The sequence below is a fragment of the Guptibacillus hwajinpoensis genome, from assembly GCF_020524165.1.
GTDB classification, from domain to species: domain Bacteria; phylum Bacillota; class Bacilli; order Bacillales; family Guptibacillaceae; genus Guptibacillus; species Guptibacillus hwajinpoensis_D.
Window position 1 is genome coordinate 266632 of the sequence record NZ_JAIVKU010000002.1, and the last position, 24386, is coordinate 291017.

Annotated in this window: 21 protein-coding genes and 1 riboswitch; of the genes, 18 read left to right on the plus strand and 3 right to left on the minus strand. The window is 38.2% G+C overall.

Translation table 11 applies throughout. The annotated features are described in order from the left end of the window. Positions 1–34: 34 nt before the first annotated feature. Positions 35–2800 (minus strand): right-handed parallel beta-helix repeat-containing protein, encoded by a 2766-nt coding sequence (locus tag LC090_RS02970; protein ID WP_226655143.1) that lies wholly within the window; start codon positions 2798–2800, stop codon positions 35–37. A 306-nt stretch (positions 2801–3106) separates the two neighbouring features. Between LC090_RS02970 and LC090_RS02975 the strand changes: the two genes are divergently transcribed. The 10 genes from LC090_RS02975 to LC090_RS03020 all read left to right on the plus strand — a co-directional run bounded on the left by LC090_RS02975 (position 3107) and on the right by LC090_RS03020 (position 13356). Next, positions 3107–5026 (plus strand): asparagine synthase-related protein, encoded by a 1920-nt coding sequence (locus tag LC090_RS02975; protein WP_226655145.1) that lies wholly within the window; start codon positions 3107–3109, stop codon positions 5024–5026. 14 nt (positions 5027–5040) lie between these two features. Beyond that, positions 5041–5172: a paeninodin family lasso peptide gene (locus LC090_RS02980; protein WP_226655147.1), complete on the plus strand. Its 132-nt coding sequence runs from the start codon at positions 5041–5043 to the stop codon at positions 5170–5172. Between the two features lie 98 nt (positions 5173–5270). Further along, entirely contained in the window at positions 5271–6200 is a 930-nt protein-coding gene (locus LC090_RS02985) for an aldolase (protein WP_226655265.1), read from the plus strand. Then, positions 6193–6483 (plus strand): lasso peptide biosynthesis PqqD family chaperone, encoded by a 291-nt coding sequence (locus LC090_RS02990; protein ID WP_226655149.1) that lies wholly within the window; start codon positions 6193–6195, stop codon positions 6481–6483. Before LC090_RS02985 ends, LC090_RS02990 begins: the two co-directional genes overlap by 8 nt. Before the next feature lie 27 nt (positions 6484–6510). Continuing rightward, a complete protein-coding gene (locus LC090_RS02995) occupies positions 6511–6960 on the plus strand; it encodes a lasso peptide biosynthesis B2 protein (protein ID WP_226655268.1) in 450 nt (149 codons plus the stop codon). Between the two features lie 25 nt (positions 6961–6985). Then, a complete protein-coding gene (locus LC090_RS03000; RefSeq protein ID WP_226655151.1) occupies positions 6986–8185 on the plus strand; it encodes a nucleotidyltransferase domain-containing protein in 1200 nt (399 codons plus the stop codon). After that, a complete protein-coding gene (locus tag LC090_RS03005) occupies positions 8178–9968 on the plus strand; it encodes an ABC transporter ATP-binding protein (protein WP_226655152.1) in 1791 nt (596 codons plus the stop codon). The genes LC090_RS03000 and LC090_RS03005 overlap by 8 nt, the downstream gene beginning before the upstream one ends. Positions 9969–10006: 38 nt before the next feature. Continuing rightward, the gene (locus LC090_RS03010; RefSeq protein WP_226655153.1) at positions 10007–11956 is read left to right on the plus strand and encodes an asparagine synthetase B family protein; all 1950 of its coding nucleotides are present in this window, start codon (positions 10007–10009) and stop codon (positions 11954–11956) included. A gap of 17 nt (positions 11957–11973) precedes the next feature. Next, complete coding sequence (locus LC090_RS22235; protein ID WP_226655154.1) at positions 11974–12132, plus strand: paeninodin family lasso peptide; 159 nt, start codon at positions 11974–11976, stop codon at positions 12130–12132. Between the two features lie 234 nt (positions 12133–12366). Continuing rightward, positions 12367–13356 carry a metallophosphoesterase gene (locus LC090_RS03020; protein ID WP_226655155.1) on the plus strand — a complete coding sequence of 330 codons (990 nt, stop codon included), beginning with the start codon at positions 12367–12369 and terminating at the stop codon, positions 13354–13356. Between the two features lie 145 nt (positions 13357–13501). Here the strand turns inward: LC090_RS03020 and LC090_RS03025 are convergent, their stop codons facing one another. Beyond that, positions 13502–13651, minus strand: a complete 150-nt coding sequence (locus LC090_RS03025; RefSeq protein WP_142329588.1) for a BH0509 family protein — start codon at positions 13649–13651, stop codon at positions 13502–13504. Positions 13652–13993: 342 nt separating this feature from the next. Here LC090_RS03025 and LC090_RS03030 point away from each other — a divergent pair, with 342 nt between their 5' ends. The 8 genes from LC090_RS03030 (at position 13994) to LC090_RS03065 (ending at position 23752) form a co-directional block, all read left to right on the plus strand. Further along, positions 13994–16021, plus strand: coding sequence for a S9 family peptidase (locus LC090_RS03030; RefSeq protein ID WP_226655156.1), 2028 nt, complete (start codon positions 13994–13996; stop codon positions 16019–16021). Positions 16022–16116: 95 nt separating this feature from the next. Further along, positions 16117–16225: riboswitch (SAM riboswitch) on the plus strand. A gap of 169 nt (positions 16226–16394) precedes the next feature. Then, positions 16395–17201 carry a MetQ/NlpA family ABC transporter substrate-binding protein gene (locus LC090_RS03035; protein ID WP_226655158.1) on the plus strand — a complete coding sequence of 269 codons (807 nt, stop codon included), beginning with the start codon at positions 16395–16397 and terminating at the stop codon, positions 17199–17201. Between the two features lie 21 nt (positions 17202–17222). Beyond that, the gene (locus LC090_RS03040) at positions 17223–18257 is read left to right on the plus strand and encodes a methionine ABC transporter ATP-binding protein (protein ID WP_226655160.1); all 1035 of its coding nucleotides are present in this window, start codon (positions 17223–17225) and stop codon (positions 18255–18257) included. Beyond that, complete coding sequence (locus LC090_RS03045; protein WP_226655162.1) at positions 18247–18921, plus strand: methionine ABC transporter permease; 675 nt, start codon at positions 18247–18249, stop codon at positions 18919–18921. The genes LC090_RS03040 and LC090_RS03045 overlap by 11 nt, the downstream gene beginning before the upstream one ends. Positions 18922–18936: 15 nt before the next feature. After that, a complete protein-coding gene (locus tag LC090_RS03050; protein WP_226655164.1) occupies positions 18937–20037 on the plus strand; it encodes an alpha-hydroxy-acid oxidizing protein in 1101 nt (366 codons plus the stop codon). Between the two features lie 12 nt (positions 20038–20049). Further along, on the plus strand, positions 20050–21147 hold the full coding sequence (locus LC090_RS03055; RefSeq protein WP_226655165.1) for an iron-containing alcohol dehydrogenase family protein: 1098 nt from the start codon (positions 20050–20052) through the stop codon (positions 21145–21147). A 519-nt stretch (positions 21148–21666) separates the two neighbouring features. Further along, on the plus strand, positions 21667–23061 hold the full coding sequence (locus tag LC090_RS03060; RefSeq protein WP_226655166.1) for an L-cystine transporter: 1395 nt from the start codon (positions 21667–21669) through the stop codon (positions 23059–23061). 190 nt (positions 23062–23251) lie between these two features. Next, positions 23252–23752: a DUF6843 domain-containing protein gene (locus tag LC090_RS03065; protein WP_226655167.1), complete on the plus strand. Its 501-nt coding sequence runs from the start codon at positions 23252–23254 to the stop codon at positions 23750–23752. A 36-nt stretch (positions 23753–23788) separates the two neighbouring features. Here the strand turns inward: LC090_RS03065 and LC090_RS03070 are convergent, their stop codons facing one another. After that, complete coding sequence (locus LC090_RS03070; protein ID WP_226655168.1) at positions 23789–24355, minus strand: histidine phosphatase family protein; 567 nt, start codon at positions 24353–24355, stop codon at positions 23789–23791. Between the last annotated feature and the right edge of the window lie 31 nt (positions 24356–24386).

Genomic DNA, 24386 nt, shown 5'->3' on the forward strand with positions numbered 1-24386 from the left:
TTAGAAAATATTAAAGGTAAATGAATATAAAATATTAAATTACAGAACCATTCGAATTAACCCAAATTGCAGGATTTCCTTTGCAAATCCAAATCACTGTTCCATCTGTTGTGGTATTATTTAAAAGGGTGTTGAATATAGGTTTTTCATTTCCTGTAATACCAGGAGTATGACATTCGTATATTTTCCCATCTTCAATTACTAAGTGTCCTAACCTATAACCTTTATTTCTTAATACGGATTCACTTGAATATAAACCATAAGTTCCTTTTGATTTTATATAAATGGGTTTCCCTAATGTCGTATCAAAATATTGAAGCCCTTCTGTTAATCTTCTTTGAGGCCTTGTTATTGTACTTCCTGAATTATGCGTTTCTCCAATTATATGAGGTATAGGCGCAATCCCATCTATAGTATTATTATAATAAAGAGTAGGTTCTACAGTTAATTTTGATGTGAACTCCACTGCATTAACGTTTGTAGAAGTACCATAGAACTTATTACCTGCAATAATAAGAAAGGCTTTATTTAATCCACTAGATTTAATAAAAGCTCCCGAATTGGCATTTGGAGCAGAAAATTCACAATCTGAGAATAGAACCATTTTTGCATCAGTAATACTAATGAAGTCTAATGCGTTATTTTCAAAAAGTACTTTGCAACGAATTAACTTTAAATCAGAACCTGGACTGTTAAATGTTAAAAACCTTTCTGCTATTGTGAAGTCACAATTCTCGAACACTAGCTGTTTTCCTAATTCATTTCCAGTTGCCATAACAATAGGTTTAACAATCTTGCAATTTTTATATTCTAACCAGTAGGAACCACTAAATTTAGGGTTTATAAAGGTTGAGTTTTCTACTAGTGTTCCTTCACTAGCTATTAATGTAGCACCTGATTGTTCTCTTCCGATAATTGTTAAGTTTTTAAGCCTAGTTATATAATTAAAGCTTGAAATTGAACTTCCTCTATATTTATCTGCATCATTGTAAAAACTACAATTATCCACATTAATTGCATATGGCTGTTGTTGATTCAAAGCAATACTTGAATTAAAAAAAGTGCAGCAGCTAATTATTACGTTTCTACCTTTGTTAGGGGCCCCAAAAGAAAAAGCCGCATCATGAGAATTATTATTACTGAATATTACATTATCTGCAAAAATACTCCCTCCAGACTTTTGAAAGAAATTATTACTTATATTCCAATGATTACCACTACCGCTCAAGTTTGAGGTGAGTGAATTTCTTTGAACGGTAACATAATAAGTTCCCACAAAGATGATGTCATTTATCCCATGACCATATAGCTTATTTCCAAGTATATGAATATTTTGGTTAGATCTATAGCCGTCTTCAATGTCTATTCCGACACCTACATAACCATTATTGTCGTGAACAATGTTATTTTTGATGAAAAAATGTCTTATCGTTGCGCCTGTAATTCCAATTCTTCTATTATTAAATATTTCACAATTTTCAATAGTGATAAACTCTGGACGTGGTTCAGCTCTGACTTCAAAAGCAATTCCATTTAATGAAGTTTGTTTCAAAACGAAGTGCATAGATTCTGCACCTGTTGGTCTTTCTATGTCTTCGTACCAACTTTTATTTTTTAATGCTGAAATGAAATTATTATTATTGTCGTAAAAGAAGATATCAAAACTATCAGTAGTAATACCATAGAGAGTACCGTAACCATTACCTGTAAGCATAAATTTATTGTCATTATTTGTTACTCTGAAATGACTTACATCGTAAGGATTGATGGTTCTAATAGTTGTTTGCGAGGTTTGTTTGGAACCAGTAGCTTCATTAACACCACCTGCTTCAAAATTAGATGAAGTTGGGTATAACCATACATTATAAATTCCTTCCGCTATAAACCCATCACCAGTAGCATCCTTCATAATGCAATTAAATATTGTGATAAATTTACAATGACCTTTCAGCGCTATACAGTGACCCCATTCATGGGTGCCTCCTGGAGAGTAGTCATGAGCATAGCGATCACCAATAAATTCTGCATTTGAAATGGTAATATGATGTGCTTTTTTAGTAGCATCTGAAGAACCGATCTTAAGAATTGCTGTTCTCTCTTGATCATTTGGCTCCATATATATCTTAGAACTACCAAAATCGTAAAAAGTATCATTTTGTGGTTGTATACTGCTGGAAGATGGTACTAGATATTCTCCTTTAGGTAAACTAACATATGAAAAATTATTTTCGTATGCCCAAAGAAATGCATCATTTATTCCTTTTACTGTATTAATAGAATCGGTTTTATCATTTTTGATGCCCCATCGATTTAGTTCAACCAAGTAACTTGAAGAAGAAATAGTATTTGAAATTTGTGTTGGTACCCAATTAACCCCATTATAACTTAAATGATCTCCAACTGATGGTGGAATGGTATTTGTATCAATATCGGTGATGGCATTAATAGTATGATCATGAATAGCATTCGCTTTTGATTCAATTGTACTTTTAATATCCTGATCATTAAATATTCGTAGTTCTCGTCCATCAATTATGATATTTCCATTAGTAGTACTAGCTTTAATCAAATGTAAATTATCACGATCATTTATTTCATTAATTGAATTAACTAAGTTTGTTTTATTATTTGTGGTTAGACTAGATAAAAAACCTATTGCATCGTTTGGTGCGAACTGAAGATTACCTATTTCAGAACCAATAAATAGTTCATTCGTATCCGTGCAAAAACCAAATTCACCAATATCTAGAAGAGGTAGATCTGCTTTTAAGCAGCTCTTAATTTGAATCTTTTGAGCCATATAATATACCTCCATTAAAGTATTTTTATACATTAAGATATTCCGTTTTGTTCTTTTTGCTTGTACATTATATGAACTAATTGGAATTACTTTAGAATATTTAGATTTTATAAATGGTTCATATTGACAACTTCAGAATGTAATGATATCTTTTATTTATAAATGTTCTTTATAAAGAACTAAGGGTATAGAAGTTAATTATACTTAAATTAATTTTTAGTCTAGTTATTTTTTGGAACGATTGTTCTTTATAAGGAACGGATGAGGCATTGAAACTAAATTACATACTTATTATTGGAGGGTTATATGAGTGCAATTGCTGGTATATATCATCTAAATATGGAACCAATCCCTATAGAACATAGCAAGCTAATGATGAGTGCTTTTGCCAAATTCCCTTCAGATAATATTGAACTACTTCATCAAGATAATCTTTTCTTTGGATGTCATGCTCAATGGATAACCCCTGAATCAGTAGGTGAAAAACTACCCTATTCCGATTACAATTGTCAATTAACCATTACAGCTGATGCAATAATTGATAATAGAAATGAAGTGTTTAATAAACTCCAGATTGAAAATAAAGATCGTAGCACTATTTCTGATAGCCGGTTAATCTTACTTGCATATCAAAAATGGGGAGAAAAGGTAATCAATCAAATAGTAGGAGATTATGCTTTTTTTATATGGGATGCTAAAAATCAAATACTCTTCGGAGCTAGAGATTTCTCTGGAAGCAGAACTCTTTACTTTCATGAAAAGCATCAAAAATTTGTTTTTAGCACAACCATTAGTTCAATACTGCAGTTACCTTTTGTTGATAAAAAGTTAAATGAACAATGGGTTGCAGAATTTTTAGCCATACCAGATATGTTTAATACGGTTAGCTTAACTTCAACTGTTTATAAAGGGATACAACAATTACCCCCGTCTCATACAATTAGAGTAAGCAGCGATGGAGTAATACTTTCTAGGTTTAATGCTATTGATGCAAAGAGTCAAACGATTTATAAAACTAATGAAGAGTATGAAGAAGCTTTTAAAGAGTTATATAATCAAACGATTAATGAGCAGATTAGAACAATAAGTAATGTAGGCGCACATTTGAGTGGAGGGTTGGATTCAGGTTCAATCGTAAGTTATGCCGCAAACAGACTTAAGACTGAAAACAAACCATTATATACCTTTAGTTATATACCTGCAGATGGATTTAACGATTGGACCCCTAGGGGTAGAGTTGCAGATGAGAGACCCTATATTAAGTCAACTGTTGAACACGTAGGAAATATACGAGATCACTATTTGAAGTTTAATGACCGAAATCCTTTTTCAGTAATTGATGATTGGTTAGAAACAATTGAAATGCCATATAAATTTTTTGAAAACTCTTACTGGATGTCAGGAATATATGAAGAAGCAAATCGATCGAAAGTTAGCCTACTATTAAACGGATCAAAAGGGAATTATACCGTTTCATGGGGAGCCGCTTTTGACTACTATGCTGTTTTGTTTAAAAAACTAAAGTGGGTCCATCTTTACAATGAGATACAAAGTTATCATCTATTTAGAGGATTGGGTAGGAAGCGTATTATCGAAAAGGTTATTAATAAAGCAGTTAGGAAGAGTAGTAACATCAATAATTCGTTTCCTTCGGTCATCAATCCTACTTTAGCGAAACAAACAAAAGTATTGGAAGTACTGGAACAAAATAATATAGACTTTACAGGCTCTTCTATCTCTAACACATATGAAGCTAGAAATAATCAATTCCATAAGCTATATCATCGGGGGAATGGTCATACTTTAACAAATTTTTCTTTGAGATATAAATTGTGGAATCGTGATCCTACAAATGATTTAAGAATAGTTCGTTTTTGTTTATCTCTTCCAGATTCACAGTTTGTTCAAAACGGCATTGATCGATCCCTCATTCGCAGATCTACAAAAGGGTTATTGCCTGATAAAGTTAGGATGAATTATCAACATAGAGGTGCACAAGGTGCTGATGGTATTTATAGAATGTCTAATGTATGGGATAGCTTTTTAACTGACCTGCACGAAATGATAGAGAGTCCACTCCTAGCAGAGTTTCTACATATCCCGACATTAAAAAAGGTGATAAGTAAATATAAGGAAAATGAGGAACCAGCTCTGATATTTGATCCAAGTTTTAAAATGACAATGCGATGCTTGATTCTATATAAATTTATTAAGAAAAAATTTTGAAGGGGGGTGATTTGATGAAGAGAAATTGGGAAAAACCATCATTGGAAACATTAGATGTCAAGATGACTATGGCAGGTCCTGGGTTACGTTATGTAGATAACGAGCAAAATGACCCGGATGAGGAAGATGCTGATCACTACAGCTAAATACTATACCGCACTAATACTGATCTAAAGCCCTTATATTAATTAATTATAAGGGCTAATTTTCAAACTTCGTAATAGATGGAACTGAGGTGATTTTATTGGTGGAAGATTCAAAGTTAAAAAGTTATAAATCTTTCGGTCTTCAGTTTAATAGTCGTATTTATTTTCCAGAGTTAGAAGAGGTAGAGTTAACTACAAATCCTGATGTAACTATAGAGGTTTCTGACTTAACAAATTTGTGGAAGCAGGAAGGTAACGAAGGGAAATTTGTAATAAAACAAGGAAGAGTCTTATTTAAAATTGAAGATACTGGTGTTTTTTGTATTGAAGAAGGAGAAAGAGTTATTGTATCACCGTTAGAAAAAAGAAATGTGGATAAAATGAGGTTGTACATTCTTGGTAGTTGCATGGGAGCAATTCTCTTACAAAGGAAAATATTAGCTTTGCACGGCAGTGCTATAGCTATCAACGGCAAGGCTTATGCTATTGTTGGCGATTCTGGTGCTGGAAAATCAACGCTTGCAGCTTCATTTATAGCAAATGGATATAAAATTCTTAGTGATGATGTTATACCTGTTTCTCTTTCTAATCAAATTCCGATTGTTACACCCTCATACCCACAACAAAAGTTATGGTCAAGAAGCCTGGAAAAGTTCGGGATGGATAAAAAGGAGTTTAACCCGTTATTTGAAAGAGAAGATAAGTATGCCATTCCAGTTAATAAGCATTTCTTTAAAGATGCTTTGCCACTTGGGGGGATAATAGAGCTCAGTAAAAGAGAATGCGATCAGGTAGAACTTAGTTCGATTCGATCGTTGCAAGCCATTTATACATTATATAACCATACGTATCGCAACTTTTTTGTTCCTAGATTGGGCTTAATGGAATGGCATTTTAAAATAACATCTCAAATTTCTGGACAAGTTCCCTGTTATCATATCGTTCGTCCTATCTCTCAATTTACCGCAGGTGAGATTAGAGATTTAATATTATCGAAGATTAAAAAAGGAGAGAAGTTGCATGCTTAAAAAACAGACCTTTACTGCTCAACAAACCATTACACAGGCGCCAGGAAACATTGTCAGTGACATGGATGGTGAAAAGGTAATGCTGAGCATTCACAATGGGAAATACTTCAATCTTGGGTATGTTGGAGGTGAGATTTGGGACCAAATAGCAGAACCAATCCTTATTAATGTTTTAGTTTTAAGGTTGATGGAAGTTTTTGAGGTTGATCGACATACCTGTGAAGAAGATGTGTATTCCTTTCTAGAAAATTTATTGGAACAAGGACTCGTACAAGTAAATTAGTGAAAGAAAAAATACTAGAAAGGAATAATTAGCTTAATGCGAAAGCTAAAAACATATCTCTCATTGAATAAACAGACTAGAAGTCTTCTGCTAGAATCCTATTATTATTTAGGGAAAGCCCGGCTGGCCAAGGGTGTTCCATTTTCAAAAGTAGCACCTACCTTAGGCATACAGATGGAGGAGACTAATTATGAAGTAAATGAGCTACATCGCAAAACTTTAAAGAAGGTCTCTCAAACTATTCATCTTGTAAGCAAGTATACTTTTTGGGAAAGTCAGTGCCTTGTTAAAGCGATAGCGGCTATGAGAATGTTAGAAAAACGAGGGATTGAAAGTACGTTATATCTTGGGACTGCTAAAGAGGAGTCAGGAGAAATGATCGCTCATGCATGGTTACGTAGTGGACCTTACTATATTACTGGCGCTGAGGGGATGGAGAGATTCACGGTAGTAGCTAAGTTTGCTAAAAAACTTTGAATTTATAGGACAGAAGGGAAGATATATGCTATTAACTAGGGACTTAAAGTTAGAGGGCATACCTAAAGAACTGCAGTTAATTGTTACAATACTTAAATCGGAAGACATTAAAACCGAACTATATATAAATTCTAACTTATTAAGAGAAATTGATTGGGACATGTTTCTAAAACAAACAAAACACCACCGTATATATCCGTTAATATATAGTAAATTAAAAGGAACTAGTGATAAAATGATTCCGATTTTTGTCCTAGAAAGCTTGTCAAAACAGTTCAAAACAAATATATTTCAGATGCTTTATTTAAGTGGAGAGATGGAAAGACTTAGTGGATTGTTCTTTAATAAGAACATCCACTCAATATATTTAAAGGGACCAGCTCTAGCTCATGACCTTTATGGAGATGTGTCACTACGTACTTCAAGTGATTTAGATCTTCTGATATCCATTAATGATTTGGATCTTGTAGAAGACTTGTTAATTAAAGATGGTTATGAAAAAAATGATTATTTTGAAACGACATTAAGTGACTGGAAGTGGCGCCATCATCATATGACCTATTTTCATCCCACAAAAAGAATAAAAGTGGAGGTCCATTGGCGACTTAATCCTGGCCCATCTAAGGAGCCCGGTTTTAATGAGCTTTGGGAGAGAAGACGATTAAGCAGTTTAACAAAAACACCAGTTTACTTACTTAGTAAAGAAGATATGTTTTTATTTCTTGCTTCCCACGGGGCACGCCATGGCTGGTCTAGATTAAGATGGTTAGTAGATGTCGGGGAACTAATGGAAGAATCTATTGACTGGGAAAAGACACAGAAGTTACTAAAAAATAATTATTTTAAGCCGATTGGCGAACAAACTATGATTTTAGCTTCTGAAATTCTAAAAGCTAAAATCCCATCCCAATTTCCAAATTTCAGTCCTCGCTCAATAAAACTTGCGCAACAAGCAGTGTTTTATTTTGAGAATATGGTAAATCTACACACCAATCCTGTTCCTGACCATATTACAAAATATCACCAACGTTATTTATTCTCATCTATGTCATACCACCAGAAAATATTATACATGATAAGTCTTTTGCTTCCTTATCCAGAGGATGTAGAAGTACTGAAATTACCAAATGCGCTACGTTTTTTATATTACCCGCTTCGACCAGTATTGTGGTTATGGAGAAAAATAAAAGGATTATTACCCCAAAGGGGGCAGCAATATGGGTAATGTGTATTATTTCTTGAAGCAAATTCATGCATTTGCCGGTAAGATACTTTATTTTAATCTTATTGCAATGATGCTTATTGGTTTTTTAGAGGGAGCAGGTATTCTATTGTTAATACCATTGATTGGTATAACAGGTATTGTTGATATTGATGTTAACGAAATTCCTTTTTTAGCATTTTTTAAATTTTTAGAAGGCATTCCAGCTTCATGGGGATTATTAATAATACTAGGATCTTTTATTGTACTTGTCATTAGTCAACATATTATTCAACGTCAAATTACCGTTAGAAATACAACGATCCAACAGGGATTTCTTAAACATTTACGAGAAGAAACCTATAGAAGAGTTCTTCACTCCAATTGGAGCTTTTTTATAAAGAACAGAAAATCTGACCTTATTAATATTTTATTTTCTGAAGTAGGGCGAGCAAGTTCAGGTACAAATTCATTACTGCAATTTTTGTCATCCCTTATCATCACTAGCATTCAAATAGGACTCGCGTTTTTACTAGCACCAGTCATTACTACTTTTGTATTACTTTGTGGAACAGTTTTAATATATTTTAACCGCAAATTTCTTAAGCGCTCTCTTGCACTTGGTGACCGAAACTACGAACTTGCAAAATCTTATGTAGCTGGTATTACTGATCAAATTAATGGGATTAAAGATATTAAAAGTAATACCCTTGAAGAATCTCGTATGACATGGTTTAACGATGTAACTCGAAGAATGCAAAATGAACAAATTGAATATATAAAATTGAAAACAACGTCGCAATTATATTATAAAGCTGCTTCAGTCATTTTAATTGCGATCTTTATCTATATGTCTATAAGTCTTTTTAACGCTCAGGTTGGGCAGCTCACATTAATTGTTGTGATTTTTTCCAGGCTTTGGCCTAGGGTAGCGGGAATTCAAGGTGCAATGGAGCAAATTGCGACTACGCTCCCTTCATTTAAAGCTGTCAAAGCGCTACAGAATGAATGCGATTTATCGAGAGAATTTGATGTGAAAGAAAGTTTATTGCAGCCAGTGGTGATTGATAATGGTATAGAATGTCGAGATATCTTTTTTCGATATAGTCAAGAAGGAACTTACGCTTTGAAAGGGATTAATATCGTTATTCCTTCTAATAAAATGACAGCCTTTGTTGGAAGATCAGGTGCAGGAAAAAGTACACTCATTGACTTATTAATGGGGCTTAACAAACCTGAAAAAGGAGAAGTTATCATCGACGGTGTTACTTTAAAAAGCGAGCATTTATTATCATTAAGGCAATCAATCAGCTACGTCTCTCAAGACCCTTTCCTTTTTAATTCAACAATACGAGAAAATCTAATGCTTGTAGCTCCTAATTCAAAAGATGATGACCTTTGGAATGCTTTAGACTTTTCCTCTGCAGCTGAATTTGTCCGCAAACTTCCTGATGGACTTGACTCTTTAATTGGAGATCGGGGGATTAAATTATCTGGGGGGGAACGACAACGATTAGTATTAGCTCGTGCTATTCTCAGAAACCCTTCAATACTTGTATTGGATGAAGCTACTAGTGCTTTAGATACTGAAAATGAGACGAAAATTCAAGATGCGTTAGAACGATTGAAAGGTAAAATGACGATTATTGTTATTGCTCACAGACTATCAACTATTCGAAACGCAGATCAGGTTGTGGTACTTGATGAAGGAGAAGTAATTCAACAGGGTGGATTCAATCAACTCGCAAAAGAAAAGAGAAATGTTTTCAGTCAGTTATTGCAAAATCAATTAAAGTTAACGAAATAGGTTGTAGTACAGAAAATGAAACTGCTAAGGAGGAAATCATGAGTGCCATCGCAGGAATTTTTAATTTAAACGCGGAACCTATAAACCCAGCAGATGAAAATAAAATAATGCAACCTTTTGAACAGTATCCTGCAGATGATTTACATACCTGGAGTGCTCGCGGAATTTTTCTAGGATGTATGGCTCAATGGATTACTCCCGAGTCTAGAAATGAAGTAGTGCCTTTTTATGACTATAGTCGTCAACTAATTATTACTACCGATGCGATAATTGATAATCGTGATGAGCTTTTTAATCTATTACAAATTAAACAACATGCAAGAAGCGATATTGGTGATAGTCAATTGATATTACTCGCTTATGATCGATGGAGAGAGGAAACGCCAAAGTATCTATTAGGTGATTTTGCTTTTATGATTTATGACTTAAATAACAAAAAAATATTCGGTGCGAGAGATTTTTCTGGGGCTAGGACATTGTATTTTTTTTACAATGGAAATAAATTTGCTTTCTCAACTACTATAAAGCCATTAATAACTTTACCTTATGTAAAAAAAGATTTGAACGAAGAGTGGCTAGCTGAATTTTTAGCTATTCCTAACTTGGTGGAATCAGTAGACATGGGTACAACAGTTTACAAATCAGTTCAGCAAGTTCCACCTTCACACTCTATTACGATATCTAAAAAAGAAGTGAGTGTGAAAAAATATTCTACGGTTTTATCTCAAGAGAAGATGCAAATTAAGTCTGAAAAAGAGTCTGATCAATATTTCCAAGAAGTTTTTCACCAAGCTGTAAAAGCAAGAATTAGAACTCATGGAGAAGTGGGGGCTCACTTAAGTGGGGGCCTAGATTCTGGTACGGTAGTTAGTTTTGCAGCAAATGAATTAAAAAATAAATCTAAAAAGCTTCATACCTATAGTTATATTCCAGAAAGAAATTTTGAGGACTGGACACCCAAATATTATGCACCTAATGAAAGTGAATTTATTAAAGAGACTGTTAAACATGTTGGGAATGTAAACGATTCATACTTAAGTTTTGATGGAAGAAATCCTTTGACCGAAGTAGATGATTTCCTAGAATTAATGGAAATGCCTTATAAATTCTTTGAAAATAGTTATTGGTTAGAAGGAATAACTAAAGAAGCGAGTCAAAATGGAGTAAAGGTACTCTTAAATGGGGCGAGGGGCAATCACTCCATATCATGGGGATCATGGGGAGTAAATATGGAGTATTATGCAAGTCTATTAAGAAAGTTAAAATGGTTGAAGCTTTTTCGTGAGTTAGATCTTTATACTAAAAATTTCAACACTGGAAAATCAAACTTAGTACCTGCTATTACTAGAAAAGCCTTTCCTTCAATAGTAAATAGAATTTCGAAATTTGATAATGTATCTGGTCAAACCAATTCCTTAATCAATCCTTCCTTTGCGGCCCAAACAAATGTTTATCAAAAACTAAAGGATTACGGAATGGATATTTCAGGAAGAAATGTAGGCGATTTAAGTCAATATAGAAATGAATATTATCGCCAATTATATAGATGGAATAAAAGTGGAGTTGCTACAACTAAACTCTCTTTACGATATTCTGTCTGGGATCGTGACCCCACCAATGATTTAAGAGTAATAAATTATTGTTTATCCTTGCCTATAGAAAAATATGCTGAGGGAGGTATGGAGAGGTCATTCATAAGAAATGCCACTAAAAAAAGGCTTCCAGATCAAGTTAGATTAAATCATAAAATTCGAGGACTACAAGCAGCTGACACTATTCATCGAATGCTGCCTACTTGGCAAAAATTCTTGCAAGAAATTCAACAAGTAATAAATGATAAAAATGTAGAGCACCTGTTCAATGTACCTGCTATTAGACAATCTTTTAGTTTAGTAGAAAAGGAGCCTCGTCCAGACTTGAGTTTTACTAATGAATTTAAAATATTAACTCGTAGTTTAATAGTTTACAGGTTTCTTAAGTCATTTTAGTGAAGGGGGGTGATGAAATGAAGAAGGCTTGGACAAAGCCATCATTAGAAGTACTGGATGTTCGAATGACAATGAATGGACCAGGAAATGCTAACCCTGACTGCTTTGATGCATCAGAAGGAAGACAAGAAAACCATGCAGGTCAATCGAATGCTAGTTGTCGACATGATAGTTAAGGGATGTGGTCTAATTATTAATTTTAAATATTAATAGTGGTTTTGGAAATTAATTTTTTAATTACGTGGTTATTTAATTAAAATTATTCTGATGATATGAAAAATCCCCTCTTTGATCGAAAGAGGGGAGCAATTAAAGAAAACAAGTCAATATTAACTATACATAAGTAACTTAAGAAACATAGAAATCTCAATCTTAACAAAATCATTGAAGTGAGAGGTCAGTGGTATCCAGTGAGAAAACGTCATTTGAAGATTTTTTCGATCTTGTTACTACTCACTATTAGTTTAGTCTTTTATATAGTGTGGGAAAATAATCGAGTTGTTATAAAAGAGGATACAATTTTAATAGAAGGTCTAACGGATAATCAAGAATTTTCAATCCTTCAAGTAACAGACCTTCATGAAAAAGAATTTGGAGAGAATCAGAGGAGGCTTATAAAAGCTATTAATTCAGTTGAATATGATGCTATCGTATTTACTGGAGATATGTTGGATGATGCAGGTAGTAGAAACTATGATTCCTTTTATAAATTAATTGAGGGCATACAAAATAAAGAAAATGCCTTTTTTACTGAAGGAAATACAGATCCTGAAAGATATAAATTAACAGCAGAAGGAAACCTTGTGAAGAATGAATTTGTTCAAGGGATGGAGAAGCGAGGTGTGAACTTACTTGAATCAATTGTAACGATTGAAAACAAAAATTCTAACATCTATTTATTAGACTTTGAACTGTCTTTAATGACATCTGAAACAAATAGACAGGATTATGAAGGTAGAATAATGCCTAGTTATGCTGTACTTCCTGAGTATAGAGACTATGAAGAAAAATTATTAATAGAAATGAAAGCTCTTGATAAAATGACAGACTCAGATATAGTTGTTGCTCTAAATCATTATCCAGTAGCTGATGCAAGAATTGAGGCAATTCAAAATGGGGGACTCTACGAATTAAAAGATTATGACGCGATCCTTGCTGGTCATTATCACGGTGGTCAAATTCGTATACCCTTTTTAGGAGCTCTTTTTATACCAGAACCCTGGTATGATAGGAGAGGTTTCTTGCCTCCACAGGACAGAGTAAAAGGACTATGGGAGTACCAAGGGATAAAACAATATGTAAGTGCAGGACTCGGAAGTAGTGACGCAATTTCATTTTTGAATTTTAGGTTTAATAATCCTCCTGAAATTAATGTTATAACTCTCACTAATGGGCAATAGTAGGTCAACCAATAAAACTATGGAAATATGAAGAAAACTTCAATAATTAACAACAAAAATCTAAAACTAAATTCAGAAACAAATCAATATACCCATACCAAAACAGCCCCTGCAGGAAAATCCTGCAGGGGCTGTGAACGTCTATTTACATCATTAAGTCCGCTGGTGATTCATCAAAGTAGAGCCAGTGAAAATATTCTACTTCCGCATCAGACATCTTGAGAACTTCTTCTCTGTTCATTGTCGTTTTGTCGCACAAAAGATCAATAAATTGGTTTCGTGCTTGCTGGCTCATTGTAAATCCTCCCTGGTATTTTAAGCGGCTTTTCGATTTTGGTAACCGCTTTTAATTTGTTAATTCTATTATATATCTCATTATGAGATCATTCAAATACCGATTTGAGATATATCACCTGAAACCGATGTGGTTTTGGTATGAAAGTGAGCGGTGGTTCGGAGGAAATGAGCTAAAAGGGAATGTACGTTCGTTTTCACTGAGAGGAATTTTTTGGGCGAACGAAATAAATCAGGAACTACCGAAACCTTTTTAAAATCAAGTGTGCGTGTAAGACTGAACAAGCAGGAGTTTCACCTATTTAATGGAAGTAGAAATAAGAGAAGAAAGGAAGTGGAGAACTTGAAGAAGGAAATTGAAAAAGAAGTGGAAAAAAACGATCAGATGGCAGAGCTTTTATATGAGTTTACCTTTGTTGGAGATCCCCAGATTTCGCCTGATGGAAGCTACGTTGTTTATGTGAAAAAAGTGATAAATGAGGAAAAAGAGTATACTTCTAACCTCGTTATCGTGAACCGAGATACTAGAATTGAGCATGATTGGACAGCCGCAGGAGGTGAAAAGAAAGACCATTCTCCGCGCTGGTCACCAGATGGTAAGACGATTGCATTCGTTTCCGATCGATCTGGAGAAAATCAAATTTGGCTGATCTCAACGGATGGTGGTGAAGCGCGCCAGTTAACCGATTTGAAGGGTGGCGTATCTGCTCCGGTTTGGAGGCCAGATGGTACTTCTTTGCTCATTTTAAGTAAAGATAAAAAAGAAGAAGAGAAAGAGAAGGGACGAAAGCCGCTTGTCGTAACTGACTTGCAGTATAAATCTGATGGCGTAGGATTTCTGGATGGTCATCATATGCAGGTTGTATTGATTGATGTACCTTCTGGCGGACAGAAAATCGAATGGCTAACGGATGCGCCTTTTAATCATTCCAACCTTAGCTGGTCACCAGATGGTCAAGTGATTACTTATGTGCGAAATCGTTATGAAGAACAGGAGTCATATATGCGATCAGATCTATTCGTACAGCGACTAGAGGAAGGTAAGGAAGATCCAAAGCAACTCAACAGTGAAGGAGGCAGCTTTGAAGCACCAAAATGGTCACCGGATGGAGAGAAGCTCTCTTTTATCGGGCATTTCTTTCATCATGAGGGGGCTACTTTAAATAAAGTGTGGACCGTAGATATAGAGAAGAACGAGTTTACGTGTTTAACAGACTCCGTCGATCTGGAATGCTCGGATGTGTTAATTTCAGATATGCATTGGGGAGGCGCTTCGCCAGGTGCGGTTTGGAGTAAGGACGGAACGGAAGTCTATTTCCTTGCAAGCGAAAAAGGAAACACTGGTATTTACTGCGCTGATGTTACTGGCACGGTTCGACAAATAACGGGTGGTGACAGGCACTTCTATGCTTTTCACTACTTACCGAAGACGAATGAAGCGGCTGTTGCGATTAGTGATCCTGTTCAGATTGGGGACATTTATACGCTTTCGTTTCATGATGATCGAGTCAATGAAGAGCGTATTTCTCAATCAAATGATGAAATTCTACAACGATTGGAGCTCTCGTCACCAGAAAGCATAACCTACTCAGGGAAAGACGGTTTAGAAATTCAAGGTTGGATGATGCGGCCAGCTGGGTTTAGGGATGATCAAAGCTATCCTTTAATACTAGAAATTCATGGTGGGCCACATATGATGTATGGAAATTCGTTTATGCATGAATTTCAACTTCTCGCATCAAAAGGGTACGTTGTCCTTTATACGAATCCGCGTGGAAGTCAGGGGTATGGGCAAGAGTTTGTAAACGGCTGTCGTGGTGATTATGGCGGTGGTGACTATGAGGATGTAATGGCTGGTGTGGATGCCGCTTTAAAGAAATATAAATTTATTGATGAAAACCGGCTCTATGTAACTGGAGGAAGCTACGGTGGTTTTTTGACGAACTGGATTGTCGGAAAAACGGATCGCTTTAAAGCCGCTGTGACGCAACGATCGATTTCAAACTGGCAGAGCTTTTATGGGGTAAGTGACATTGGGTATTTCTTTACCAAGTGGGAAGTAGGAAGTGATCTTGATGAGAATCCCAATAAACTTTGGCACCATTCTCCATTAAAATACGTCGATCAAATTCAGACGCCGCTTCTTATTCTACATAGCGAAAATGACTATCGCTGTCCGATTGAGCAAGGAGAGCAGTTGTATATTGCTTTGAAACATCGTGGAAAGGATACGATGTTTGTGAGATTTCCAGATTCTGATCACAATTTATCTCGTAGTGGTCATCCGGAGCTGCGGGTAGAAAGGCTCAAGCATCTCGGTAACTGGTTCGATCAACACGGCGGATGCGATTCGACAAATACCGGGCGGTGACAGGCACTCGCGTACTCGCGCTTTTTCTACATCTTCCCTTGACGCCTTTCAAGAAAGATACTATACTATTGAAAATAGTTAAATAATATTGAAAACTCTTATCTAGAGTGGCAGAGGGACTGGCCCTATGACGCCCGGCAACCATCTCAATTCGTGAGAAAGGTGCTAATTCCAGCAAACGAGGAATCGTTTGAAAGATGAGAGAGAGTTCAAGCACGGCTGATTTGTCATTCAAAATCACTCAACTCTCTCTGTCCTTTACAGAGGGAGTTTTTTTATTGGGAGGGATAGACCGCTAAAGGGAATTTCATGCTTTTAAATTTTAGTGCGAGAACGCTTTACATGATTACATACTACAGGAGGAGATTTACGGATGAAGAAATCATTTTACTTACTTGGTGCACTATTATTGGTCTTCTTGGCAGCTTGTTCAGGAAACGAAGCTTCTGGTGGTTCAGAAGATGGTCCACTTAAGGTTGGGGTAACGGCTGGTCCGCATGAAGATGTGATGAATAAAGTGAAGGAAGTGGCGGCGGATGATGGGTTTGAGATTGAAGTCATTGCGTTTAATGATTACGTGATGCCAAACACGGCGCTTGATGAAGGTGAACTTGATGCAAACGTGTTTCAACACGAGCCGTATTTAGATGATTTTGTAAAAGAACGTGGGTTAGAGCTTTCAAAAGTAGCGACAACGATTAATTTTCCAATGGGCATTTATTCTGATAAATACAAGAGCCTTGATGAATTGCAGGAGGGTGACAAAGTAGGATTGCCAAACCACTCAACTGGTGAGCCGAGAGCGCTTATGCTGTTTGAGGAAGCGGGCATTATTGAGTTAAAAGACGGAGTAGGCGTTGAAGCGACAATTAAAGACATTGAGAAAAATCCTTATAACCTTGAGTTTGTTCCATTAGAAGCTTCGCAGATTCCGAGACAGCTAGGTGAGCTTGCGATTGCGGCGATTAATACGAACTTTGCGATGGAAAGTGGTCGTGTTCCAAAAGAAGATTCGCTTGAAATGGAGCCGGAAGACTCTCCGTGGGTGAACGTCATCGCGACGAAAACGGAAAATAAAGATGATGAGCGGATTCAAAAGCTAGTGGACTATTATCAGTCAGATGAAGTGAAGCAGTTTATCCAGGACGAATTTAACGGATCTGTCGTAGCATCCTGGTAATTCGAAAGAGGAGTGAGCGAGATGATTCGATTAGAAAACATTACGAAAACGTATAAAAGTGGCGAGACGGTAACAAAGGCCGTCGATGATGTTTCGTTACAGGTTGAGAAAGGGAGCATCTATGGGGTAATTGGGTATAGCGGGGCTGGGAAAAGTACGCTTGTCCGCATGGTAAACCTACTGGAGCGGCCGACGGATGGAAAAGTATTTATTAACGATATTGAGCTCACTTCCTTATCAACTGGTAAGCTGCAGAAAACGAGACAGCGTATTGGAATGATCTTTCAATCGTTTAATTTGTTGAAAACGGGCACCGTTCATCAGAACATTGCGATTCCACTTAAGCTAACAGGTGTGCCGAAAAAAGAAATAGAAAATCGCGTGGATCAATATTTAGAGATTGTTGGGCTATCGGATAAGCGTGATGCTTATCCTTCCCAGCTCTCTGGAGGTCAAAAACAGCGGGTTGCTATAGCGCGTGCGCTTGCTCATGAGCCTGAAGTTCTTTTATGTGACGAAGCAACAAGTGCCCTTGACCCAGATACGACGGAATCGATTTTAGCACTGTTGGAACAAATTAATCGAGATTTTGGCATTACCATTTTACTCATTACCCACGAAATGCATGTTGTGCAGAAAATTTGTCATGAAGTGGCAGTGATGGAAAATGGCAAGGTGATTGAGCAGGGCAGGGTGGTTGATATCTTTAGTCAACCGGCCACATCCACGGCAAAACGATTTGTCCAGTCACTCTTCCAGGACGAGCTTCCAGAGTCGCTCGTTACGTGTTTGAAAGAAAGCGGTCAGATCGTGAACCTTTCCTTTATTGGTGAGCGTTCCGGAAGTCCGGCTCTTGCGCATGTTAGTAAAAAGTTCGACGTGTATCCGTCCATTTTAGCAGGGAACATTACGCAGCTAAAAGACCAGCCGTTTGGTCGACTTGTTGTCCATCTAGAAGGGGATGCGGATGAAACGGACCGAGCTGTTGCCTTTTTAGAAGAAAGTGGTGTTGTGGTAGAAGGATATGTTCAGGAGGTGGAAGCACATGTCAGCTAAAATTTCGGAATTCCTCGATCTCTGGGGAGCAGATATTTGGAAGGCGATTATCGAAACGTTTCAGATGGTTGGGATTTCCCTCCTGATCTCGGTATTAATTGGGCTTCCACTAGGCGTGTTACTCGTTTTAACCCGGCCCGAAAAAGCGCTTGAGAACAAATTTCTTTTCCGCTTATTAAATGCGGTAATTAACGTGATTCGATCGATTCCCTTCATTATTTTGCTCTTTTTCATTTTACCTTTTACGAAAATGATTGCCGGTACAACAATTGGTGTAAAAGGCGTGATTGTACCGCTCGTTGTGTTTACAGCGCCTTACATCGCAAGGCTGATGGAGTCCGCCTTACTAGAAGTGGATCGCGGTGTTGTGGAAGCCTATGAAGCGATGGGCGTCAAAACGAGGCACATCATCTGGCACGTGCTTGTCAGAGAATCACGATCCTCGATTGTGCTCGGGTTAACAATTGCTACGATCGGCTTAATTGGAGCAACGGCCATGGCTGGTCTTGTTGGCGCTGGTGGTCTTGGAGATCTTGCTTACCGCTATGGGCACTTGAGGTATGAAGTTGATGTGATGTACGTGACGGTCTTTCTGCTGATTGTCCTGGTGCAGGGACTGCAGTCGTTTGGGAATATTCTATCTGCTCGATTGAAAAAAGATTAAGTAGTAGGAGGTTGGATGAGTGTGGTTGCTGATACAATTTTTCCTGTTCGGTATGAGCAGCTTGAAGAGTTGGCGAAACAGAAGATGGCAAAAGAAGTTTTTGATTATGTACAAAGTGGCGCTGGAGCGGAAGAAACCCTACGTGCAAATCGGCAGGCGTTTGAGCAGTGGAAGATCGTTCCTCGTTTTTTAAAAGATGTGTCGAAGCTTTCAACAAAAGTGAAGGTGAATGGAACAGAATTTGACGCGCCGATTCTGCTCGCTCCAATTGGGATGCAGGGCATTGTTCATAACGAGGGAGAGCTTGCGACAGCTCGGGCCGCCGCAAAAGAAAATCTCCCGTTTGTTGCAAGCACAGTTTCTTCTTATTCAATGGAAGAGGTCGCTGCTGAGAGTAGCGGGGACAAATGGTTTCAGTTGTATTATCCGGATGACCCTGACCTCCTGAAAAGTTTGGTGGGGCGTGCTGAGAGAGCCGGCTTTTCCGCGATTGTCGTAACAGTTGATACGGGCATGCTGGGATATCGTGAGCGGGATCGTTCTAATGGTTACTCTCCTTTTCTTCTAGGGAAGGGGGGCGCAAATTATAAAGGTGATTCTGTGTTCAGTGAACGAATGAATCGATCGTCGTCTTTTTTAGAGGAAATGAAAAAGGTCTTCTATAAACCTTCTCTCTGTTGGCAAGACATCACGTATTTGAGAAGCATAACAACGCTACCGATTTACTTAAAAGGAATATTGAGTGCTGAAGATGCACGGACAGCTGCTGATTCTGGAATTCAAGGAATCGTAGTTTCCAACCATGGTGGGCGTCAGCTTGATGGCTGTCTTGCTTCTCTTGATGCTCTTTCTTCTATTAAAAAGGAAGTTGGGGATGAGTTGACCATCTTATTTGATAGTGGAATTAGACGAGGATCTGACATTGTGAAGGCACTTGCGCTTGGGGCTGATGCTGTATTTGTTGGCCGACCTTACCTTTATGGACTTGCGACGGATGGTGAAAGCGGGGTTCAGAGTGTATTAAAGCAGTTGAAGGAAGATCTCTTCATCTCATTATCATTAGCAGGTGTGGCTTCAATAAAAGAACTTGATGAGAATTGGATTCAGCAAGCTTAGGAGGAATGAAAAGTGGAACCGATACAAGTTAGAGCAACCCCAGGACATTATGAATGTCGACCGGGGGTTCTTCAGGAATTACCGCGGCTGCTTAAGGAAGGCCGATTTAAGAAGGTATTTGTTATTTCAGGAAATCGTTCCTGGGAAGCGGCACAAGATTACTTTCCAGATTTGTCTGAATTTCATACTGCTTATTCCACATACAGTGGGGAGTGCTCCGAATTAGAAATAACAAGACAATCGGAATTAGCGCGTATTCATCATGCCGATGTGATACTTGGAGTGGGCGGAGGGAAAGTGCTCGATGTAGCAAAAGCGGTTGGGAATGAAGTGAATAAAGACGTGGCGCTCGTGCCGACGCTTGCTTCTACTTGTGCTGCAACCACACCACTTAGCGTGAAATATTCCGATGAAGGCGAATTTATTACATATACTATTTTTCCAAGAAGTACATATCTTGTTCTTGTAGAGCCTGAAATTCTTTTGCGCTCGCCAATCGCTTATTTACGAGCGGGAGTTGGTGACACGCTAGCCAAATGGTATGAAGCGAGAGCTTTAATTGAAAGATTAACTTCAGTCCCTGTCTCTGTTCAATTAGCTTACGAGGTCGCGAAGAGCTGTCGTGATGTGCTCATAAAGGATGGTGATCAAGCGGTCCAAGATCAGCAAAGAGGCTATTTGAGCGATGCATTCATCCGAGTCGTTGAAACGAATCTTTTATTAGGAGGAATGGTAGGAGGACTCGGTGATCGCTATGGGCGAATTGCTGGAGCACATTCGATCCATAACGGGTTAACGCACATCGAGGAAACACATTCCTTTCTTCACGGTGAAAAGGTTGCGTACGGTATTTTAGTCCAGCTTGTACTTGAAGGAGAGTGGACGGAAGTAAGAGGACTGTTTTCTTTCTATGAGCAAATTGGATTGCCGCTTTCATTAGAGTCACTTGGTATTGCATCTGGAAGTGTGGAGAGTGTCGGTTTGGTTATTGCCGAATACGCAACGAAAGAAGGGGAGTCGATTCATTTTCCGACGACTTCACCTGTTTTGAAAAGCGATGTCGTAGAAGCCATTCGCGGATTAGAAGCTTTGCAACTGACGTTAGCCTGAGTAGGAGCTCTTTAAAATCCAGAAAAAAGTCCCCTGGCTGTTTACGCTCAACATCCAGGGGATTAGCTATAGTATAAAGGATTTGCGAGAAGATCAAGGTGGCGGTTATGGTGGTCACGTAAGTGCTGTTGCTCATGTGCATTCGTCTTAAAAACATTCTTGATAAGCAATAAGATCGTCATGGAAACTCCTCCTTAGTTGGTTTAAGTTCTAGCGTCGATTAATGATTTCTTGTTCGAGCACGTAAATGTTTTCCATGGTGATCACCTCCTCCGTTTCTTTTGTTACTTTCATTCTACGCCGCAGCGAAACGAAATAAACCGGCCAGCAGTTCGGTTTTCATCTCCTCCTTAAGAAGGAGATTTTCTAAGCCTTCTCCCCATTCGACAAATAACGGGTAGTGACAGGCACTATTCGCTTGACAGTACCACAATATGGTAGTATTTTAGATTAATGCCGACTAAACTTATAAGGATTATGTAGTTTGTCTGAGAAATTAAATTTAAGGGGGATTAGAGTATGGATACATTTTTAGTTATTGTGAATATTGCCATTTTACTTATTCTTATTGGTGTTCTCATTAAGATGCAGCAGAAGCATGTGTCTTTCAGTAAACGGGTTTTTGCCGGATTAGGTTTCGGTGTAGCCCTTGGGGTTTACTTACAAATTGCGTTTGGGGCTAGTTCGGAGATTGTAAGTCAAACATCCGATTGGTATAGCATTGTAGGTAGCGGATATGTTCGCTTGCTCATGATGATTGTTATTCCACTTGTGATGGTTTCCATTATCCAATCCATTACAAACCTTGAGAAAACATCAGAGCTTGGCAAGATGTCAGGTTGGATCATTGGCATTCTGGTCTCAACTGCAATGGTCGCCGCGATTGTTGGCGTTGGAAGCTCGCTTATATTTGATTTAAATGCCGAGCAAATCGAAGCGGGGCAGGCGGAGCAGGACCGAGGAAGCTATCTTGAAGAAACCCTTGGTAGCGTAAAAGATATGAGTACGCCGGATAAGATTCTTGCTTTTATCCCAGCGAATCCGTTTGAAGATATGACCGGGGCTCGTCCAACTTCTACGATTGCAGTCGTTATTTTCTCCGCAATTGTTGGGATTGCGGCACTGGGAGTTCGACGGAAAAATCCAGAACAGGCAGCTGTTTTTACGAAGGGTGTTAATGCCGTTTATGCCATCGTCATGCGCATTGTTACGCTTGTTCTTCGCCTAACGCCTTTTGGAATTATGGGCTTAATGGCAACGACAGTGGCTCAGACGAATGTAGGTGGCATTCTTGAGCTTGGGAAATTTGTTCTCGCCTCTTATCTCGCACTACTCGTCATGTTTATCATTCATTTGATTCTCATTGCAACGGGTGGACTAAATCCACTCACCTATTTGAAGAAGGTATTGCCTGTTCTTACATTTGCTTTTACTTCACGCTCAAGTGCTGGAACAATTCCATTGAATATTTCTGCACAGAAAAATAGCCTTGGTGTTGATGAAGGAACAGCGAACATGTCTGCTTCGTTTGGCGCTACGATTGGTCAGAACGGATGTGCAGGGATCTATCCTGCGATGCTCGCGGTTATGATCGCCCCAACAGTTGGTATCGATCCACTAAGTCCAGGATTTTTAATTCAGCTTGTGCTAATCGTAGGGATTAGTTCATTTGGCGTAGCAGGTGTTGGCGGTGGCGCCACGTTTGCAGCCTTAATAGTGCTTTCTTCAATGAACTTACCTGTTTATTTAGCAGGACTTCTGATTTCAGTTGAGCCGCTTATCGATATGGGACGTACAGCGCTTAACGTAAACGGTGCGATGACATCAGGTACGCTCACGTCTCGTATTCTTGGTAAGTTTAATCATGAGAAGTTTAACGACTCGAAAGCAATTGAAAAAGATATTGCCGTATAAGGAAAGAGGAATCCCGCTCCGATTAGGAAGCGGGATTTTTTTGATTCCGGGGCTCTGTGCTTCGTAAAAATAGCTAATGCGTATCCCTCATAATATACGTGAATGATTTATTCCCAAACTGTAAAAATGAAGGAAGTGAGACAGCCACCGTCGAAAAGAAAAAGGGTATAAATGGTCAGGGGGGAAGCGAATGTATTGGTTCAGGCTGATTGTTTTAAGTCTAGTAATCATCGTGACTGCTTCTTGTTCATCGCAGGCTACAACGGTTCAACATGAGACAACTGATACACTTCATCTTGTTCCAGAAGGGTTTGAAGGGAAATTAATTGTGATTTATAACGTAGAAGGCGCTCCAAAGTTGAAAAAAGAAAAAGGATTTACGGTGATTCCCTACGATCAAGATGGGACGTACTTAACGTCAACGGAAGATATGGAGTATGGAGCGGTGACGGATGAGTTTTATTACGTTGATCAAAAAGATAAGCGTACCCCCATTGAGACAAAGTGCACGTACCTTTTCCCAAATAGCGGCATTACAATAGCGGATCGCCGCTTACTTTATAATGCTTTTTACTTAACACAGTCACACTGCAACAACGATTTCCACGGAAAGGGTCCTGAAAATGCGGACAACCGCAACATTACAGGCAGTGTGGAAGAGAAGCTTAAGAAAGAAGGATTATTGGAATAGGCGATAAACAAACTAAAACGACGACTTGCCGTCGTTTTAGTTTGTTCTTTTCCATATTCTCTCGACATTTAGCAAGGTTTCTCCTTCAAAAGTCAGACAATAAACGTCAGGCATATCAAGACTACGCCAGAAAGTGACATCATACTGCTGATCAAAATGGCTCATGATTAAAGCCATTAAATTCCCATGCGTTGCAATGGCGATGCTTTTTCCTTGATATGCGTTGAGGATTTCCTTCAGTGCGTCGATGCCCCGGAAGCGCGCTTCTTTATTAGATTCACCGCCTGGATGAGCGAATGTTTCATCACGCCACACGGCTTCAATGGCTACATGAAAATGTTCAACCGGTTTTCCAGCAAGCGTTCTTTCTTTAAATGCCTCAATGATCCGGATTTTTTCATTGTGATGTTGAGCGATGCCTTCTACTGTTTGAATCGCTCGCTTGTAGGGGCTAGATAGGATGACGTCAACATGTCTTTCCATCATCTGTTGCGTTAACAACTTCACATCGCTTTGGCCAGCGTCGGATAGCTCCCGCCCGTATTCATCTGGTGAATAAGTCGAGTGCGCATGGCGAACGAGATAGATTTTCGTTTGCTTCATAGCTTCACCTCTTTAAAGTGGCGGGGGTCAG

Bases quoted from the DNA above. Each gene is read 5' to 3' on its own strand.
- LC090_RS02970 (WP_226655143.1), bottom strand. From the start codon at position 2,800: ATGGCTCAAAAGATTCAAATTAAGAGCTGCTTAAAAGCAGATCTACCT.
- LC090_RS02975 (WP_226655145.1), top strand. From the start codon at position 3,107: ATGAGTGCAATTGCTGGTATATATCATCTAAATATGGAACCAATCCCT.
- LC090_RS02980 (WP_226655147.1), top strand. From the start codon at position 5,041: ATGAAGAGAAATTGGGAAAAACCATCATTGGAAACATTAGATGTCAAG.
- LC090_RS02990 (WP_226655149.1), top strand. From the start codon at position 6,193: ATGCTTAAAAAACAGACCTTTACTGCTCAACAAACCATTACACAGGCG.
- LC090_RS03000 (WP_226655151.1), top strand. From the start codon at position 6,986: ATGCTATTAACTAGGGACTTAAAGTTAGAGGGCATACCTAAAGAACTG.
- LC090_RS03005 (WP_226655152.1), top strand. From the start codon at position 8,178: ATGGGTAATGTGTATTATTTCTTGAAGCAAATTCATGCATTTGCCGGT.
- LC090_RS03010 (WP_226655153.1), top strand. From the start codon at position 10,007: ATGAGTGCCATCGCAGGAATTTTTAATTTAAACGCGGAACCTATAAAC.
- LC090_RS22235 (WP_226655154.1), top strand. From the start codon at position 11,974: ATGAAGAAGGCTTGGACAAAGCCATCATTAGAAGTACTGGATGTTCGA.
- LC090_RS03025 (WP_142329588.1), bottom strand. From the start codon at position 13,651: ATGAGCCAGCAAGCACGAAACCAATTTATTGATCTTTTGTGCGACAAA.
- LC090_RS03035 (WP_226655158.1), top strand. From the start codon at position 16,395: ATGAAGAAATCATTTTACTTACTTGGTGCACTATTATTGGTCTTCTTG.
- LC090_RS03040 (WP_226655160.1), top strand. From the start codon at position 17,223: ATGATTCGATTAGAAAACATTACGAAAACGTATAAAAGTGGCGAGACG.
- LC090_RS03045 (WP_226655162.1), top strand. From the start codon at position 18,247: ATGTCAGCTAAAATTTCGGAATTCCTCGATCTCTGGGGAGCAGATATT.
- LC090_RS03050 (WP_226655164.1), top strand. From the start codon at position 18,937: ATGAGTGTGGTTGCTGATACAATTTTTCCTGTTCGGTATGAGCAGCTT.
- LC090_RS03060 (WP_226655166.1), top strand. From the start codon at position 21,667: ATGGATACATTTTTAGTTATTGTGAATATTGCCATTTTACTTATTCTT.
- LC090_RS03065 (WP_226655167.1), top strand. From the start codon at position 23,252: ATGTATTGGTTCAGGCTGATTGTTTTAAGTCTAGTAATCATCGTGACT.
- LC090_RS03070 (WP_226655168.1), bottom strand. From the start codon at position 24,355: ATGAAGCAAACGAAAATCTATCTCGTTCGCCATGCGCACTCGACTTAT.